Genomic DNA, 17,272 nt, shown 5'->3' on the forward strand with positions numbered 1-17,272 from the left:
CACGAAACACCGCACCAAGGGGGGGCACATGAGCCAGCAGTACCCGCAGGAACCCGGATACGGGCCTCCGCAACAGCCGGGATGGGGAACACCACAACAGCAGCCGACGCAGTGGGGCGCACCACACCAGCAGCAGCCCGGCTGGGGCGCGCCATCACCGCCGCCCCCGAAGAAGAACAGCACCGGCAAGATCGTCGGCATCGGATGCGCCGGCGTTGTCGCGCTGTTCGTCATCATCGGGATCTTCAGCGCCGCCCTCGGCGGCGGCTCCGACGACAGCAGCAGCAAGGGCAGTACGGCCAGCTCTGAGGCCACCACAGAGGACTCCGGCACCGGCGACGACAAGACGGCCGAAGCGGAACAGGAGGAGCCCACCGAGGAGGCGCCCCCGGAGTCGCCCGTGAAGGTCACCGCGAAGAAGACGGCGTTCACGAAGAGCATCCTCGCTGACGGCAGCAACTACACGAGCGTCCTCGTCACCATCGCCAACAACGGCGACGAGCAAGTTGACGTCAATCCGCTGTACTTCACCATCACCGACACCGACGGCACGAAGCACACCGCCGAGCTGGCAGCCGACGAGAACCAGATCGACACCGTGGACCTGGCCCCTGGCGAGAACGTGTCCGGCACCATCACGGGCAAGGGCAAGTTCACTGCGAAGTACGTGACGTACACCGATGGGCTGCTCGGCGACTCGCTACGCGCCGACGTGCCCTGACGGAGGATCTGGCCCCGCGTTGCACACTGACGGGCCTGGCTCGCGCGGGCCCTCATCGTGAAGGCCATCGACGCACTGCACTGATCCGGCTGACGTTTCGGTACTCCCGATGTCGACCGCGCAGTACTGTTTGCGCACTCAAGTCAGAGGGCTGATGAGCAACGGAAGCTGCGGCGCGGTTGACGCTGGGTGTTCGTCGCGGCGCTCGTGCTGCTGTTCGTGAGCGTCGTGCGGGGCTGACCGGTCCTCGGGTGGCTGTGCGGCGCGGTACTGATCGGCGTCATGGTGACGAACGCCGCGCGCCGGCAGCGGGCACGCGACCGGCCGCCGTCGAGCGGGGAGCGGCCATGGCGGAGGAGTTCGGAGTAGCTCCTGCCGGATTCCGTGCGACCTTCGCCTTGTCTGTCGGTCGGCGCCGTGAGGATACGAGCACCATCCGGAAATCCGGAGGCAGGGACGGCCAGGGCGCAGGGAGGGAGGCGCGGCGGGGGCTGCCCCTGACGGTCGACGAGGCGATCGCCCGTCTGTCCGCGTAAAGCACGCCCCGTTTCCGGCCTCCCCAAGGGGTGCGCCTCCCTGGCCTCCCTGTGCCACGTATCCGCAGGCCAGCACAGGGAGGCGGTCAGGGAGAACTCCCTCGGATCTCGGCGCCTCTCTCCTCCTCGGAGTCGTCTTCCATCACGGCGAGGCGCTGCAAGATGGCGTCCTCGACGCTCTCACGGGAGACCATCATGACCCCGTCGTTCTTCTACGGCTTGGCCCCATAGGCTCCAGCTCGGCCTTCAGATCGGCGAACGTCCAGTCCGCATACACGACGTCGTTGCGCGATCGGAGCCGGTGCAACACCTCCTGCGTGCGCACCCAGGCGTCCTCTCTGAGGACGGCGCAGATGCCTGCGAGGTAATCGACCGGGCTTCGACGTCCAGCGCCTGCCCGGTTCTGACACCCGACCTGCGTGCCTTGGCCCGGCCGGTGAGGACGACCGCGTCGTCCCCGGAGATGTACTGCGTGCGCACGGTCACGGAGGCCTGGCCAGGCCATCTTGACGCCACCCGGGACGACCAGAGTTCCGTGGTCGAGGTCGCGGCGCAGCTTGTGCGGGGCGGCGCCTGCCCGGACCGGCCACCTCGCCGAGTGCCATCTTCGCCTGCGATTCGGTGCCCAGGACGAGGCTGCCACGGATGTGGTTGCCCTCGCGACCGCTTGGGCAGGTTCTCGTCCGTCGGGTTCTGCGTACCCTCCCAGATGGGGACGTTGACGGCCCGTCCCTGGTGCCTGAGACGGACTCCCACAGCCAGCGGATCTGTCGCTGCCGCGCGTGCGGCAGCCAGGCGTCCACGAGCAGCAAAGGCAAGCCACACTCGCCGAGCGGGAAGGCGCACTGCGCCCGCGAGTCCGAGTCGGCCGCCGAATCCTGACGGGAGCGACGGCCGTCTCACGCTCATCTCACAGACCTGACGGAGCCTGACTCACGGCTTCCTGAGCGTCACTCCGGCGGTCGTCATGGAGCCTATGGTCTCTGCGGACGGCCGCTAGGGTGGCAGACGTGTCGTACGTAGGCCCTGACTTCGAACCGCCCCGTCCCCGCCGCTCCCGGCGCGGGCCCCTGACTGTCGCCGTTGCCGCGCTCGTGCCGGGTGCGCTGCTGGGGTGGCTGGCGTATGAGGCGGTGGGTGGTACGGGGGGTGGCGGCGAGGACGACCGCCCGCAGGCGTCCTCGACCAGCTCGCCGGCCGTGGCTTTCCCGACCGAGGAGGCCGCCTCCCCGACCGAGGACGGCAAGGAGCCGAGCCCGACGCCCACGCCCGCCAACTCCTCCGGGTCCGGGCCCCTCGCGGGCAAGGTCGTCGTCATCGACCCCGGCCACAACCCCGGCAACTTCCAGCACACGTCCGAGATCAACCGCAAGGTGGATATCGGGACGGGCTTGAAGGAGTGCGACACTACGGGCACTTCCACCAACGCCGGTTACACAGAAGCCAAGTTCACGCTCGACGTCGCCCACCGCATGCGGACGATCCTGGAAGCCCAGGGCGCCACGGTGAAGTTGACCCAGGACGCCGACCGGCCCTACGGCCCCTGCATCGACGAACGCGCCCGCATCGGCAACGACGCCCGGGCCGACGCCGTCGTCTCCGTCCACGCGGACGGCTCCGGAACCGGCGACCGCGGCTTCCACGTGATCCTTCCGGGCTCAGTCGACGCCGGCGCCGCCGACACCCGCCCCATCGTCGCCCCCTCACGCGACCTCGGTGAGCGCATCGCGGGCAACTTCGTACGCTTCACGGGCAGTGCGCCCTCCAACTACGTCGGCGACGGCACCGGACTCGTCACACGTAAGGACCTTGGCGGTCTCAATCTGTCAACGGTTCCCAAGGTGTTCATCGAGTGCGGCAACATGCGCGATAGCAAGGACGAGGCGCTGCTCACCAGTGGCGCGTGGCGGCAGAAAGCGGCGCAGGGGATCTCTGAGGGGATTGTGAGTTTCCTGCGGGGGTAGTGCTCGGCGGGCTGATCCCTGCGGACACCCTGGTCGGGCGGACGATAGTGTCGTCCTTACGATGAGGGGCCACCCCCGCGCTTCACACCGGGGCCTTACGGCGACATGGTGACAGCGACGCCTCTACCTACGACGAGACGACCTACGAAGGACCTGAAGTGAATATCCGCTCCCTCACTCGAGGCGACGGCGTGGTGATCGGAGCAGCGGTGTTGCTGTTGATCGCGTCGTTCCTCGATCTCTACTCGATCGACGGTGCATCCGACAGCAGCGATCTCCCGAGCCTCTGGGGAAGCGGGCCGGTCGTGCTCGGTGTGGTGCTGGCGGGGCTGATCGGTGCAGCGCTCGTCGTCGTCACCCGTGCGCTGCCGCAGCCGCGCAAGGTCGCGGGGCTCGATCTCGGTCAGTTCGGCGCCGCCTTCACGGTCTTCGCCGCGTGGAGCGCCCTCGGCAACATCTTCGACCCGATCGGCGGCGTGGACAACGTCGGCGGTGCGACCGACGGTCCCAGCCCTGGCATCGGCCTGATCCTGGCCCTCATCGCGGCCCTGCTCATGGCCGCCGCCGCCATCGCCACCCCCCTGGTCCCCGCCCTCCAAGCCGCCCTCCTCCCGGCCCCCCGCCCCGCCGCCCCCCAGCCCTACGGCGCCCAGCCCCCCGGCGGCTACGGCTACCCGGGCGCCGGCGCCCGCAGCCCGGCCAGCCCTACGGCGGTCAGCCGCAGCCGGGCCAGCCCTACGGTGCGCAGCAGCCGCAGGCACCGCAGCCGCAGGCCGCCCAGCCCCAGCCGCAGCCCGGTGGGGACTTCTCGCCGTTCTGGTTCGCCGTGCCCGTGCCGCGCCCTCTGTTCGCGGAGGACGGTTCGCAGCAGCCGATCGCCGAACTGGCGCCGGGGACCTGGTACCTGGCCGTCGAGCAGCGCGGTCCGGGGCTGGTCGCGCAGACGCAGGACGGCCGTCGGGGTGTGCTGCAGGACACCTCCGGGATTCAGCGCGGCTGAGACCGGCAAGTAGCCGTACTACGGCCCCTCACCCTTCCCGGTGAGGGGCCGTTGTCGTACAGTCGCAGCCCTTGAAGAATAACTGACACCCCGTCAGGAGGAGCGGCGTATGCGGCTCGGTCTCGCACTCGGCTACTGGGGCCGCGGCCCCTCCTCCGACCATGTGCCGCTCGCCCAGGAAGCCGAGCGGCTCGGGTACGACTCCGTGTGGACGGCGGAGTCCTGGGGGTCGGACGTCTTCACGCCGCTGACCTGGATCGCCGCGCAGACGTCGAGGATCAAGCTGGGTACGGCCGTTGCGCAGATGGCGGCGCGGTCGCCCACCACCACCGCCATGCATGCGCTGACCCTCGACCATCTCTCCGGTGGGCGGATGATGCTCGGGCTGGGGCTGTCGGGACCGCAGGTGGTGGAGGGGTGGTACGGCCGTCCGTTCCCGAAGTCGCCGCTGACCGCGACCCGGGAGTACGTCGATGTCGTACGCCAAGTCCTGCGCCGCGAAGCCCCCGTCGCGCTCGACGGGCGATTTCACTCCCTTCCCTATCGGGGCGAGGACGGTTCCGGGCTCGGTAAGCCCCTCAAGCCCATCACTCATCCCCTGCGCGCCGAACTCCCCGTCCTGCTCGGCGCGGAGGGGCCGAAGAACGTCGCGCAGACGACCCGGATCGCCGACGGCTGGCTGCCGCTGTACTGGTCGCCGACCCGTCCCGAGGTGTACGAGGCGTCGCTGACCGACCTTCCTGAGGGCTTCCTCGTCGCCCCCATGGCCCGGGTGCACGTCTGTGACGACCTCGCCGAAGGGCTCCTCCCCGTCAAGACGATGCTCGGTTTCTACATCGGCGGCATGGGCCACGCCTCCCGCAACTTCCACGCCGATCTGATGGCACGGATGGGGTACGAGGAGGAGGCGCGGCGGATTCAGCGGCTGTTCCTGGAGGGGCGGCGGGAGGAGGCCGTACTCGCCGTTCCGGACGCCTTCGCCGACGAGATCTCCCTCGTCGGACCGCGCGAACGGATCGCCGAGCGGCTGGAGTTGTGGCGCAAGGGGCCGGTGACGGACTTGCTGGCGCTGGCGCCCGACCGGCGGTCGTTGCGGGTGCTGGCCGAGCTCAAGTCGTAGGTCAACTCACCGTCGTACGGCCGGTGTTCACTGGAAGATGGAGACCGGGTTCAGTGTGAGGACGCGCGTCGCGGCGTTCCAGGTGCGCACCCTGCCCAGGCAGGTCGCCGCGAACTCCTCGTCCTCCGCGTAGCTGTCCACCCCGAACTCCTCGCGGACCCAGGACTCCTCGCAGGTGATCTTCACATGCGCGGGTGGCATGAGGTTTCCGTAGCGGGCGCGCAGGACGACCTGGTCGCCGTCCACTCTGCGGACCGTGAACATGCCGGACACCGAGACATAGGCCGGCGGTCTGACCGCGCTCAGCGGTGCGCTGTGCTCGTCGTCGGTGCCCCGCAGTTCGTTGGCGAGGGTCGCGGTGGGGACGAGTTTTCCGGTGGTGAGGTCGGCGTCCACCACCATGTCCCGCTCCCGGAGCCGGTCCATGATGAGGCGGATGGTCTTCATGGGGGTGTTGGGCTCCCAGTACTCGGTACGGGTCGCCGTGCTCGTGTCACGCTTCGCGTTGCCGCCGCCGACGGTGAACTTGCTGAATACGCCGAACCCGGTGGAGACGCTGGTCTCCTGGGAGACGTTCATGTCCGCCTTCGGTATGCCGAGGTAGTCGGCGACGCCCTCGACCCGTGTCTCGTGCAGGTAGATGCACAGGCCGGAGACCGTCCCGCCACCGCGCCGGCGGACGCGGCGCCTCGCGATCCAGCGCGCCAGCACGTACTGGACGACGACGGCGAAGCACACCGCCGTCAGGAGCCAGACGACCATCCATGGCCACCGCATGCTCCACCACTGACTGTCAATGACACCCACGGATCTCCTTGAAAGCGTCGGAGAGTGAGGAAAGGTTGGCGTCGACCATGCGGCCACCGGTCGCGGTCGCGGCCTTCTCGAGTGCTCCGGCGTCGGCCTCGCCGAAGTGGACGGGGAAGGTGGGTACTTCGCGTGCGTCGGTCCCGAGCCGGGAGTGGCGGCGCAGGAACTCCGCATAACTGATGCCCGTGTTGCTCTCGCCGTCCGTCATCAGCACGATGGACACGGGCCGTTCGGGCGCCTCCTCCACGGCCGCCGCGGCGATGCGGTAGCCGCGGTCGAGGGCCGACCATACGGCGGTGGCGTCGTCGAAGTCGTCGGCGGCCACCACCTCGGCCAGGGTGCGGAGATCGCCGTCCCCGCGCACGGTCACCGTGCGTTCCTGAAGAACGCTGCCGCCGAATCGTACGACTGTGAGGTGCTCGCCCCGGTAGAAGCGGGCGAACTTCCCGGTGGACGTGGGGTCGGCGCCGCTGAGGCCGGCGAAGGCGGCGCGCAGGCCGGTGATCCGGTCGCCGCGCATGGAGGTGGAGAAGTCGAGCAGGAACACCACCTGGTCGGTGGTGGCGCTCGCGGGATCGCCGTAGTCGGCGACGAGTCGCTCGACGATGGACAGCCGGTCGGGGAAGGAGAGCGCGTTGCCGACCGGTGCCTGGAGGGGTTGGGCGGGCGTGACGTCCTGGTTGACCGGGCGGCGCCAGGTGCGCTTCATCAGCTTCTGCTGCACATCGGCGCTCAGCAGCCAGTCGACCACTTTTCCGTACGCGGTCCGCTGATCGGAGTTCAGGAGCAGCAGCGGGAAGTCGGACAGCACCATGCCGTCCTCCGGGTGCACGATCTGAAGCGGCTCGCGCAGCTTGTCCGTGGCGTTCAGGGACAGCAGCTCGGACTCGTGCGCGATCAGCGCGTCGGCCTGGTTCTGGTTCCGTACGTAGGCGTCGAGCAGCTCACGCGAGCTGGCGCCGGTGAGGGTCTGGCCCGAGCGGAAACCACGCAACCGGTCGCAGGAGACGTCCTGTTCGCGCAGCGCACTGCCCGTCCCCGCCGCCGCCGTGGCGACGCCGACGAGGGCCGCGCGCCCGGTGTCGCTGCGCCGCGGGTCGGCCATCCCGAACCGTACGGTCCCGTCGGCCGCCGCATCCGCGAGGTCCGCCCACGACAGCCGCCCGCCGGGCACCTTCGCCTTCAGATCCTGGGCGGCCTCGGGGGTGAGGCCGACCACCACCGGCGAGCGCATGATCGGGGTGGACTCGGGCCGGGCGGCCCGCTCGCCGGAGTCCTCCAGGCGCAGCAGGAAGGAGCGGTTGGAGGTGGGCCAGGCCAGGTCGTACGACGGTTTCCGGGCGCCCGCGAGATCGGCCGTGGCCCGATAGTCCATCTCCAGCTCGACGCCGGTGTCGTCCTTCAGCTCGCCCAACAGCGGTTCCAGGTCGGCGAGTTCGGGGCTGGCGAGGACCCGCAGGGTGACGTCCTCTTCGCCCGTGCCGCAGGAGGTGAGGGTGGCGAGGAGGGCCAGGGTGAGGGTGAGGGAGGCGGCGACGGTGCGGGCGTACCGGTTCATGGGGTGTCCCGTTCGGGCGGCGAGCACCCGCCGACGTCATCGATGATCCGCTCCAGGACCTCCAGGTCGGGCTCGTACATCGCGGTCTGGTCGGGATTGTCCACCGGCGCCTGTATCCCGTGCTCGCGCAGATACGTGTCGAGTTGCTTGCCGGTGCCGTCCTCGCCGGAGACCCGGACGCGGAAGCCCAGTTCGATGGCGCGTCGACGCAGGTCGCGATCCTCCTTGATGAGCTCGACCAGCCGGTCTCCCTTCTCGCTGAGGGAGATGAGCTGCGGCTTGGTGAGGGCGGAGGGAGAGGGGTAGAGCAGGACCCGGCGGGGGTCGGGCTGGTTGTGCTTGCGCACGTGGTCGATCTGGTGGGCCAGGTACTGGTGCTCGTAGATCAGGGCGATGGGGACGGTGTCGCCGACGTCGGAGAAGTAGCTGTCGGCCTGTTCGTCGTCCCACATTCCCTGGAGGGTGATGAGGGGCTTGATCTTCCGGGCGACCTCCTCGGCCTCCTTGATGGCGTCCTTGTCGTTCTCGTCCGCACCCGGTGTGCTGTCACCGTTCGCCACGAAGGCGAGGATGCTGAGGTAACTGCCCGCGGAGTTGGACTCGCAGACGTCGGAGGTGCGGACCAGGACACGGTTGCCGTTGCTGCGCCCGTTGCCTGTCTTGTCGAAGCCGATGCCGTTCCAGGTGTCGGCGCGTTCTTTGAGTTTGTCCCTGTCCTGGTGGGCGAGCACGCGTCCCTTGTGCAGGCCGTCGAGCAGATCCATGAACCTGGCCATGTTCAGGTCGTAGTAGAGCGTGTCGCCGCGGCCGTCCGTCGTCGGCTGCGCGGTCGCCACGCCCGCCTTCACCAGGGTCTCGGCGTACTGCTGGAAGGTGCCGAGCACCAGCGGTGTGACGAAGGGGCGTGCCGAGTCCACCGATTGTTTCTGCCGGTTGAGGATCAGCTTGGCCGCGGGCTGGCCGGACGGGAAGACCACGTCCATGCCTTCCAGGGACTGTGTGGCGATGCCGCGGGAGCCGAGCCGTTTGATGTCGACGCGGATGCCGTGCTTCAACAACAGCCGCTGTACTTCCGGGTCTTTGAAGTAGTCGGACTTGGAGGCCATGCGGGCGTGGATGGTGATGACGCGGTCGAACGGGCGCAGTGCGTTGCCCGTGACGAGCAGGGCGATCAGCCCGGTCAGGGCGAGTGGCAGTGCGATGGCGACGTGGAGTGGTAAGCGCCGGCGGCGGCGCTCCCTGCTTCGGGTGGCGAGCCGTGGTTCCGCTGCGGCGCGTGGTCTGTCGGCTTCGGATGTGGCGTGCGGTCTGTCTGCTTCGGACACCGGCTCTCCTGCCCTCTCCGGGGGCAGGATCATCGGTGATCACCTCTAACACCGGCCCTTGGTAGGGCCGATTTCGGTGGAACAAGGGGTGAACGGCGGTTGGCGGTGCGTTGCCTGAGCGCCGCTCACCTCGGCTTTTCGGCCACTTGGTTTGATTCAGGGTTCAAGGGCAATCCGCAAGGTATGTCTCCTACCTCTGGCTCCAATCAGGCCGGGAGGGTCATCGCCCTCGTCGCGGACGTCATGGCCGCCATCCTCGGGCTGTGGATCCTGATGTATCTGCTGGACGCGAACGGCGCGAACGACTTCGTGCAGTTCATCCACGACGCGGCCCGCTGGCTTGCCGGCTGGTCCCATGACCTGTTCACCTTCGACGAGCAATGGGCGCGGGTCGTCTGCGGCTACGGCCTCGCAGCGGTCGTGTACCTCTTCGTGGGCCACGCCCTGGCCGGCCGGATCGGCAAGCACTGAGCGCCCCGTAGGGGCGCGGAGAACTGCGCGACCAGCCACGACGGACCCGCAGACGAAGCACCGCAATTCCAGCGGAGCTCAGCCGCAACAGTCGGGGTCCAGTCCCCTCGGCAGGCGGTCCCCACCGAACACCGCGCACGTGGCCTCGTGGCCGCCGAGAGCGGCGACCGCGAGGAGAAGGGAGCCGGCTGTCCAGGTGGTCAGCTCGCGGGGCCAGACCGTGTGGTCCTCGAATACGTAGCCCGTCCAGTACAGGCCGGTCTCCGGGTCCCGCAGGTGCTGGATCGACTGCAGGATGTCCAGCGCGTGGTCGGACTCGCCCATCGCCCAGAGTGCCAGGGCGAGTTCGGCCGATTCCCCGCCCGTCACCCACGGGTTGGGGTCGACGCAGCGCACCCCGAGGCCGGGCACGACGAAGCGGTCCCAGTCCGCCTCGATCCGGGACTTGGCCTCCGCGTCCGTCAACACGCCGCCCAGCACCGGGTAGTACCAGTCCATCGAGTAGCGGTCCTTGTCGAGGAACCGCTCGGGGTGCCGGCGGATCGCGTGCCGCAGCGCGCCGACCGCCAACTCCCAGTCCGGCTGCGGCTCTTCACGCTGCTCGGCGATGGCGAGCGCGCAGCGCAGCGCTTGATGGATCGACGAACTCCCGGTCAGCAGCGCGTCGTTCACGCCCGTGCCGTCGTCCTCGCGCTTCCAGCCGATCTGCCCGCCCGGCTGCTGGAGGCACAGCACGAACTCGATCGCCGCGTAGACGACGGGCCACATGCGGTCCAGGAAGGTGTCGTCGCCGGTCGCCAGGTAGTGGTGCCAGACGCCTACGGCCGCATAGGCGACGAAGTTCGTCTCGCGGCCCCGGTCGGTGACCGCGCCGACATCGCCGTCGTGGTACGCCGCGTACCACGAACCGTCCTCGTTCTGATGGGCCGCCAGCCACAGGTACGCCCGCTCGGCGGCCTCGTGTTCACCGGCCGCGTCCAGGCCCATCGCCGCCTCGACGTGGTCCCACGGGTCGAGGTGATGCCCCCGGAACCACGGGATCGCGCCGTCCTCCCGCTGCACGGCGAGGATGCCGGCGACGGTCGCGGCGGCCTCCTCGGGGGTGAGGACCCCGGGCAGGACGAGGTGTTCTGTCCGGGGGGTGGTCACTTGGCGGCCACCTCGGCTTCGGTGAGACGCGGGAGGTGGGGCTTGGTCGCGTAGACCACGAAACTCTTGCCGATCAGCGGGTTCAGCGCCTGCTCGGCGACCCTCGTCGCCAGGGGCTTCTTCATGATGTCCCAGACCAGCAGCTTGTGGTACGCCTTGACCGGCAGCGCCTTGTCGTTGTCGACGCCGAACGCGCACTTGAGCCACCAGTAGGGGCTGTGGAGGGCGTGGGCGTGGTGACTGCCGTACGGCTCGAGCCCCGCCTCCTTGATCTTCCCGACCAGTTCGTCCGCCTTGTAGATGCGGATATGGCCGCCCTCGACCTCGTGGTAGGCGTCGGACAGGGCCCAGCAGACCTTCTCGGGGCCGTAGCGGGGGACGGTGACCGCGATCCGCCCGCCGGGCTTCAACACCCGCACCATCTCCGCGAGTACGCCCTTGTCGTCCGGGATGTGCTCCAGCACCTCGGAGATGATCACGACGTCGAAGGACTCGTCCGGGAAGGGCAGCGCGAGGGCGTCCCCCTCCATGGCGGTCGCGGTGGCCCCCTCCGGTGCCTCCCCCGCCTCCTTCATCGCCGCGAACCACTTCGCGACCTCACTGATCTCCTCGGTGTTCTGGTCGAGGGCCACGACCTGCGCACCCCGCCGATAACACTCGAACGCGTGCCGGCCGGCACCGCAGCCGAGGTCCAGCACACGGTCGCCCGGGGCGAGCGGGAACCGGGAGAAGTCGACGGTCAGCACGTGGCCCTGCTTTCGGGATAGACGCCTGTCTCAGTTGCCGAGGCTGTGGTGGCAGCCTTCGAGGCCGCGGAGCGGCCGGGAATCCGGGGCGCGGGGCCAGTCATCGCCTCGCGGTAGCGGGACACCGTGCCCTCGGCGGCTCGCGCCCAGGTGAAGTGCTTCAGCACTCGCTCACGGCCGGCGCGACCCAGCCGTGCTCTCAACTCCGGGTCACCGAGCAGCCGGTTCAGGCCGGAGGCCAGCGCGCCCGAGTCGCCCGGCGGCACCGCGAGGCACGTCTCCCCGTCGCGTCCGGCAACCTCCGGGATCGCGCCGCCGGTCGTGGCGAGCAGCGGCGTCCCCGTGGCCATCGCCTCGGCGGCGGGGAGGGAGAAGCCCTCGTAGAGGGACGGCACGCAGGCGACCTGGGCGGTGCGGACCAGGTCGACGAGTTCGGCGTCGGAGATGCCCTTGACGAACTCGACGGCGCCTTCGAGGCCGTACCGCTCCACGGCCTGGGCGACCGGCCCCTCCGCGGGGCGCTTGCCCACGACGACGAGGTGCGCATCGGGGTGTTCCGTACGGACCTTCGCCAGCGCCTCGACCAGGAACACCAGGCCCTTCAACGGAACGTCCGCACTCGACGTCGTCACGATCCGCCCCGGCACCTGCCGTACCGCGGGATTCGGCGAGAACAGGTCGGTGTCGGCGCCGATGTGGACGACGTGGATGCGGTCGGCGCGGACGCCGAGATCGTCGATGATCTCCTGGCGGGACGTACCGGAGACGGTGAGCACGGACGGCAGGCGGCGCGCGACGCGTTTCTGCATGCGGGTGAAGCCGTACCAGCGGCGCTTGGACCACCGCTGCTGCCAGCCCTCGGCCGCGTCCAGCTCCAAGCGGCGGTCCACGGTGATCGGGTGGTGGATGGTGGTGACGAGGGGCGCGCCCACGTCGCCCAACAGGCCGTAGCCCAGGGTCTGGTTGTCGTGGACGACGTCGAACTCGCCGCGCCGGGCGCGGAGATGACGCCGGGCGCGGAGGGAGAAGGTGAGGGGTTCGGGGAAGCCGCCGGTCCACATCGTCGCGACCTCGAGCGCGTCGATCCAGTCGCGGTACTCGCCGAGCTTGGGGGTCCGGAAGGGGTCCGGGTGGCGGTAGAGGTCGAGGCTGGGGAGTTCCGTGAGGCTCAGGCCGTCGTAACCCTCGTCCAGGACCGGGTACGGCTGGGCGCCGATGACCTCGACGCGGTGACCGAGGCGGGCGAGTTCGCGGGAGAGGTGTCGTACGTAGACGCCCTGGCCGCCGCAGAACGGGTTCCCTTTGTAGGTGAGGAGCGCGATACGGAGCGGTCGCCCGCCGTCGGCTGCCGGATCCTCCTCGGACCCCGCCTGACTGGCCTCAGCGGTCACTCTGGGCCCCCTTCTCCACACACTGTCCCGCGAGATTACGCCGGGACGCTAATCTAGAACAAGTTTCAGACTTGATCGTTCAAGAGGCTCTGAATCTACCGGCAGGTAGGGCTGCTGTGAGCGGAGGATCAGGTGATTCACGCCACGACGGCGCGACCGCGCCAGTACCTGCCATGCTGTCTGATCGCACGCCCTCACGGACTGTCACGGAACGGGACCCATGCCTGCGGACGCCAGTACCTCGCACCCTGCCTCCCCGCCCCTCACCGAGCGGCAGGAGGCACGCCGTCGTCGCATCCTGCACGCGAGCGCGCAGCTGGCGAGCCGGGGTGGTTTCGACGCGGTGCAGATGCGGGAGGTCGCGGAGTCCTCGCAGGTGGCGCTCGGCACGCTGTACCGGTACTTCCCGTCCAAGGTGCATCTGCTGGTCGCCACGATGCAGGACCAGTTGGAGCACATGCACGGCACGCTGCGGAAGAAGCCGCCGGCCGGGGAGACGGCGGCGGAGCGGGTCGCCGAGACTCTGATGCGGGCGTTCCGCGCCCTGCAGCGCGAGCCGCATCTCGCCGACGCGATGGTCCGCGCCCTCACCTTCGCGGACCGCAGTGTCTCGCCCGAGGTCGACCAGGTCTCCCGTCAGACGACCGTGATCATCCTGGACGCTATGGGCCTGGAGAACCCCACGCCCGAGCAGCTCTCCGCCGTCCGCGTCATCGAGCACACCTGGCACTCGGCGCTGATCACCTGGCTCTCGGGCCGTGCCTCGATCGCCCAGGTGAAGATCGACATCGAGACCGTGTGCAGGCTGATCGATCTGACGGACCCCGAGCACACATAAAGGACCTACGAGACGGGTTCCCTTCGCCGGCATGGTCCGGATCAGGTGACTGGAGGTCGCCTTCAGGCCCGACTACTGCCATCAGGCCTCTCAGCCCGACCGTCGACGTCGGCCCTGGCGGAGGCGCTTGCCTCCCGCCTGAGTCGGCTACTCCGGTTGGACTCCCTCACTCGTCCCGTAGGCCTATTACCAGGATAGAACTCCCAAGCCCCTACGGAACCCCCTGAATGGAAATTTTACGAATATGGGATGAAGGTGATTAATGAGACACGAGTGAAGGGGCCCAACAGATGCCGAAGTACCTCATCAAGGTCAGGTTGACCGTCGACGGGCTGAAGGGCCTGCTCAACGAAGGCGCAGCCGCGCGCCGCCAGGTCGTCGAGCGCATGGTCCAGGGACTCGGGGGCCGGCTCGAGTCGCAGTACTGGGCCTTCGGCGACGACGACGTCTACGTCACGGCGGAACTCCCGGACAACACCTCGGCGGCGGCCATCGGCCTGGTCACGTCGGCGGCGGGCGGCGTCCGCACGAGCACGGTCGTCCTCCTCTCCCCCGAAGAGATCGACGAGGCGATCCGCCGGAACGTGGAGTACAGGGCCCCAGGCGCCTGACTCATCCGGTGGAGTAGCGGGGAACACGGCTAATCCTCCGGCGGAAACACCGGCTCCCCGCTCCCCAGCAGGGTGATCATGATGGCCTCCACCGGGCAGCTCTCCGCCGCCTCCAGGATCTGTTCGTTGGCGTCCGTCTCGGGGTCGACGGGGTGGGACTGCCGTCCGGGGTCGAGGCGGAAGCCGTCCGGGGCGTGGTGGACGCACTGGGCGGAGCCGATGCAGATGGAGCGGTCGACCTCGACCTGCCAGCGGTCGCCCATGGCGCTACGCCTCCCAGCCCGCCGGGAGATGGATCATCTTGTGTTCGAGGTACTCGCCGTAGCCCTCCGGCCCGAACTCCCGGCCCAGGCCGCTGTTCTTGTAGCCGCCGAACGGGCCCAGCATGTCGAGGCTGAAGGTGTTCACGTTGTACGTGCCCGTACGGACCTGTCGCGCGACCTCGATGCCATGCTCGACGTCCGCCGTCCAGACGCTGCCGGACAGCCCGTAGTCGGAGTCGTTCGCGATCTTCAGGGCCTCGTCCTCGTCACCGTAGGGGAGGAGGCAGATCACGGGCCCGAAGATCTCCTCCCGGGCGATCCGCATCGAGTTGTCGACATCGCCGAAGAGCGTCGGCTCGACGTACCAGCCGCGCTCCAAGCCCGCCGGACGCCCGCCGCCCGTGAGGATCTTGGCGCCCTCCTCCTGGCCGATGCGGATGTAGTCGAGGCTGCGCTGCTGCTGGCGTTTTGCCACCAGCGGGCCGACCTGGGTGGCCGTGTCCAGCGGGTCGCCGACCACCAGCGCGCCCGCGGCGGCGGCGAGGGCCTCGGCGAACTCGTCGTAGCGGGAGCGCGGCAGCAGGATGCGGCTCTGGGCGACGCAGGCCTGTCCGTTGTTCATCCAGGCGGCGGGGACGATCCCGGCGACCGTCGTCTCGACGTCCGCGTCCGGCAGCACGACCGCCGCCGACTTGCCGCCCAGCTCCAGTGTCACGCGGGTGAGGTTGCGGGCGGCCACCTCCATCACCCGTTTCCCCGCGGCGACCGAGCCGGTGAAGGCGACCTTGTCGACGCCGGGGTGCCCGACCAGGTACTCGCTGACCTCGCGGTCGGCCGGCAGGATCGACAGCACGCCTTCCGGCAGCCCGGCCTCCTTCGCGATCTCGCCGAGGATGTACGCGTCCAGCGGCGACTCGGGCGACGGCTTGAGCACGACCGTGCAGCCGGTGAGCAGCGCGGGCGCGAGCTTGGCGGCGGCGACGAACTGCGGGACGTTCCAGGGGACGACGGCCGCGACGACCCCGACGGGCTCGCGGCGCACGAGGATGCGGCCGAGCACGCCGGTGCGCGTCTCCTCGTACACATAGTCCCGCGCGACGGTGATCGCCGCGTCCCAGACCATCATCGCGCCGAGCGCCTGGGCGAGGACGCTCCAGGAGTACGGCGATCCGTTCTCGGAGGAGATCACGCGGGCGATCTCCTCGTGCCGTACGGCGATCGCGTCCTTGATCCGGGTGACCACCGCGATCCGCTCGTCCAGCGACATCCGCGGCCAGGGCCCCTCGTCGAAAGCGGTGCGCGCGGCGGCGACGGCCCGGTCCACGTCCGCCTGCGACGCGTGCGGCACGCGTCCGATGACCTCTTCCGTATGCGGCGAGATCACCTCGATGACGTCCTTGCCCAGGGGGTCGGTCAACTCCCCGCCGATGAACAGTTGTCCGTGTTCCACGAGCTCGGTCATGGCCGACTGCCTCCCGCGAGCTGACTCCGACGGTTCTGACGGTTCATCAGATACGAGAACTGATACCAGTTCCGTTCCGAGGAGTCCACGGATCTCACACCACCGGGACGGGTGACTCGGGCTACCTTCGGAACTCGTTCTAGTTATAGTGGCCGGGAGACGGCGATGGGGGAGCTCATGGCGCAGGTGTCCGATCACGGCGGTGGCGTGCGGTCGATCCAGGTCCCCATCCCCGACAACCCCCTCGGGCACACGCTCGTGTACGTCGTCGACACCGACCGCGGACCGGTCCTGATCGACACCGGCTGGGACGACCCGACGTCGTGGGACACGCTCGCCGACGGGCTCGCGGCATGCGGGACTTCACCCGCCGGCATTCACGGCGTGGTCATCACGCATCACCACCCCGACCACCACGGCCTGTCCGCCAAGGTCCGCGAGGCGTCCGGCGCGTGGATCGCGATGCACGAGGCGGACACGGCACTCGTACGACGGGCCCGCTCGACCGGCCCCGGGCGCTGGGCGTCGTACATGACCGGCAAGCTCACCGCGGTCGGCGCCCCCGAGGAGCACATCGCGCCCCTGCGCACCGCCCGCCTCCGCTCCGGCGTCCCCGGCCTCTCCCCCGCCCTGCCCGACCGCGAGATCGTCCCCGGCGAACTCCTCGACCTCCCCGGCCGCCGCCTGCGCGCGATCTGGACGCCGGGCCACACACCGGGCCACGTCTGCCTGCACCTGGAGGAAGAGCACCCCTCTCAACTCCCGGGCCACGGACGCCTGTTCTCCGGCGACCACCTGCTCCCCGAGATCACCCCGCACATCGGTCTGTACGAGGACCCCGACGACGCCACCGTCACCGATCCCCTCGGCGACTACCTCGACTCCCTCGAACGCGTAGGCCGCCTGGCCCCCGCCGAAGTACTCCCCGCCCACCAGCACACCTTCACCGACGCACCCGCCCGCGTACGGGAGTTGCTCACCCACCACGAGGCCCGCCTCACCGGCCTCCTCACCCTCCTCGCCGAACCCCTCACCCCCTGGCAACTCGCCGTCCGCATGGAGTGGAACCGTCCCTGGGACCAGATCCCGTACGGCTCCAGGAACATCGCCGTCTCCGAGGCAGAGGCCCATCTGCGACGGCTGGTGAAGCTGGGGCGCGCGGAGGCGGTGACGGGGACGGATCCGGTGGCGTACGTGGCGGCGTACTGAGCGCTCCACGGGAAGTGCCGCGATGGGCCGTCGCCCGTCTGCGGGCCCGTCAATTGGAGCTGCCGCCCAGTCCCGGGATCAGTACCACCGCCACCGCC

Annotated in this window: 15 protein-coding genes and 1 pseudogene; 8 read left to right on the forward strand and 8 right to left on the reverse strand. The window is 69.4% G+C overall.

All coding sequences use genetic code 11. The annotated features are described in order from the left end of the window. Positions 1 to 28: 28 nt before the first annotated feature. The 4 genes and pseudogenes from QQY66_RS13785 to QQY66_RS13800 all read left to right on the forward strand — a co-directional run bounded on the left by QQY66_RS13785 (position 29) and on the right by QQY66_RS13800 (position 5,341). The gene (locus tag QQY66_RS13785; RefSeq protein ID WP_301979612.1) at positions 29 to 721 is read left to right on the forward strand and encodes a DUF4352 domain-containing protein; all 693 of its coding nucleotides are present in this window, start codon (positions 29 to 31) and stop codon (positions 719 to 721) included. Positions 722 to 2,267: 1,546 nt separating this feature from the next. Then, complete coding sequence (locus QQY66_RS13790) at positions 2,268 to 3,221, forward strand: N-acetylmuramoyl-L-alanine amidase (protein ID WP_301979614.1); 954 nt, start codon at positions 2,268 to 2,270, stop codon at positions 3,219 to 3,221. Between the two features lie 158 nt (positions 3,222 to 3,379). Further along, positions 3,380 to 4,221: pseudogene (locus QQY66_RS13795) on the forward strand (DUF5336 domain-containing protein). Between the two features lie 109 nt (positions 4,222 to 4,330). After that, complete coding sequence (locus tag QQY66_RS13800) at positions 4,331 to 5,341, forward strand: LLM class F420-dependent oxidoreductase (protein WP_301979616.1); 1,011 nt, start codon at positions 4,331 to 4,333, stop codon at positions 5,339 to 5,341. A gap of 27 nt (positions 5,342 to 5,368) precedes the next feature. On the opposite strand, the gene QQY66_RS13805 is transcribed toward QQY66_RS13800, so the two are convergent. Genes QQY66_RS13805 through QQY66_RS13815 form a run of 3 tightly spaced genes read right to left on the reverse strand, consistent with a single transcriptional unit; the run spans position 5,369 to position 9,034 of the window. Further along, the gene (locus tag QQY66_RS13805; RefSeq protein ID WP_301979617.1) at positions 5,369 to 6,148 is read right to left on the reverse strand and encodes a hypothetical protein; all 780 of its coding nucleotides are present in this window, start codon (positions 6,146 to 6,148) and stop codon (positions 5,369 to 5,371) included. Continuing rightward, positions 6,135 to 7,709 (reverse strand): VWA domain-containing protein, encoded by a 1,575-nt coding sequence (locus QQY66_RS13810; RefSeq protein ID WP_301979618.1) that lies wholly within the window; start codon positions 7,707 to 7,709, stop codon positions 6,135 to 6,137. Before QQY66_RS13810 ends, QQY66_RS13805 begins: the two co-directional genes overlap by 14 nt. Further along, on the reverse strand, positions 7,706 to 9,034 hold the full coding sequence (locus QQY66_RS13815; protein ID WP_301979619.1) for a hypothetical protein: 1,329 nt from the start codon (positions 9,032 to 9,034) through the stop codon (positions 7,706 to 7,708). Before QQY66_RS13815 ends, QQY66_RS13810 begins: the two co-directional genes overlap by 4 nt. A gap of 183 nt (positions 9,035 to 9,217) precedes the next feature. On the opposite strand from QQY66_RS13815, the gene QQY66_RS13820 reads away from it, so the two are divergent. Then, positions 9,218 to 9,505, forward strand: a complete 288-nt coding sequence (locus tag QQY66_RS13820; protein ID WP_301979620.1) for a hypothetical protein — start codon at positions 9,218 to 9,220, stop codon at positions 9,503 to 9,505. 78 nt (positions 9,506 to 9,583) lie between these two features. Here the strand turns inward: QQY66_RS13820 and QQY66_RS13825 are convergent, their stop codons facing one another. From QQY66_RS13825 to QQY66_RS13835, 3 genes are read right to left on the reverse strand one after another with little or no spacing between them, the layout of a single operon-like run. After that, the gene (locus tag QQY66_RS13825; RefSeq protein WP_301979622.1) at positions 9,584 to 10,654 is read right to left on the reverse strand and encodes a prenyltransferase; all 1,071 of its coding nucleotides are present in this window, start codon (positions 10,652 to 10,654) and stop codon (positions 9,584 to 9,586) included. Further along, on the reverse strand, positions 10,651 to 11,400 hold the full coding sequence (locus QQY66_RS13830) for a class I SAM-dependent methyltransferase (RefSeq protein WP_301979624.1): 750 nt from the start codon (positions 11,398 to 11,400) through the stop codon (positions 10,651 to 10,653). The genes QQY66_RS13825 and QQY66_RS13830 overlap by 4 nt, the downstream gene beginning before the upstream one ends. Beyond that, positions 11,394 to 12,791 (reverse strand): glycosyltransferase family 4 protein, encoded by a 1,398-nt coding sequence (locus tag QQY66_RS13835; protein WP_301979626.1) that lies wholly within the window; start codon positions 12,789 to 12,791, stop codon positions 11,394 to 11,396. Before QQY66_RS13835 ends, QQY66_RS13830 begins: the two co-directional genes overlap by 7 nt. 220 nt (positions 12,792 to 13,011) lie before the next feature. Here QQY66_RS13835 and QQY66_RS13840 point away from each other — a divergent pair, with 220 nt between their 5' ends. Together QQY66_RS13840 and QQY66_RS13845 are read left to right on the forward strand one after the other, a co-directional pair. Then, positions 13,012 to 13,629: a TetR family transcriptional regulator gene (locus QQY66_RS13840; protein ID WP_301979627.1), complete on the forward strand. Its 618-nt coding sequence runs from the start codon at positions 13,012 to 13,014 to the stop codon at positions 13,627 to 13,629. A 290-nt stretch (positions 13,630 to 13,919) separates the two neighbouring features. Beyond that, a complete protein-coding gene (locus tag QQY66_RS13845) occupies positions 13,920 to 14,240 on the forward strand; it encodes a GYD domain-containing protein (RefSeq protein ID WP_301979629.1) in 321 nt (106 codons plus the stop codon). 29 nt (positions 14,241 to 14,269) lie between these two features. Here QQY66_RS13845 and QQY66_RS13850 read toward each other — a convergent pair whose 3' ends face one another. Beyond that, positions 14,270 to 14,503, reverse strand: coding sequence for a ferredoxin (locus QQY66_RS13850; RefSeq protein WP_301979631.1), 234 nt, complete (start codon positions 14,501 to 14,503; stop codon positions 14,270 to 14,272). Between the two features lie 4 nt (positions 14,504 to 14,507). Further along, on the reverse strand, positions 14,508 to 15,965 hold the full coding sequence (locus QQY66_RS13855; RefSeq protein WP_301979633.1) for an aldehyde dehydrogenase: 1,458 nt from the start codon (positions 15,963 to 15,965) through the stop codon (positions 14,508 to 14,510). Positions 15,966 to 16,142: 177 nt separating this feature from the next. Between QQY66_RS13855 and QQY66_RS13860 the strand changes: the two genes are divergently transcribed. After that, positions 16,143 to 17,174, forward strand: a complete 1,032-nt coding sequence (locus QQY66_RS13860; RefSeq protein WP_301987302.1) for an MBL fold metallo-hydrolase — start codon at positions 16,143 to 16,145, stop codon at positions 17,172 to 17,174. Positions 17,175 to 17,272: the final 98 nt, after the last annotated feature.

This window comes from Streptomyces sp. DG2A-72 (assembly GCF_030499575.1).
Classification (GTDB): domain Bacteria; phylum Actinomycetota; class Actinomycetes; order Streptomycetales; family Streptomycetaceae; genus Streptomyces.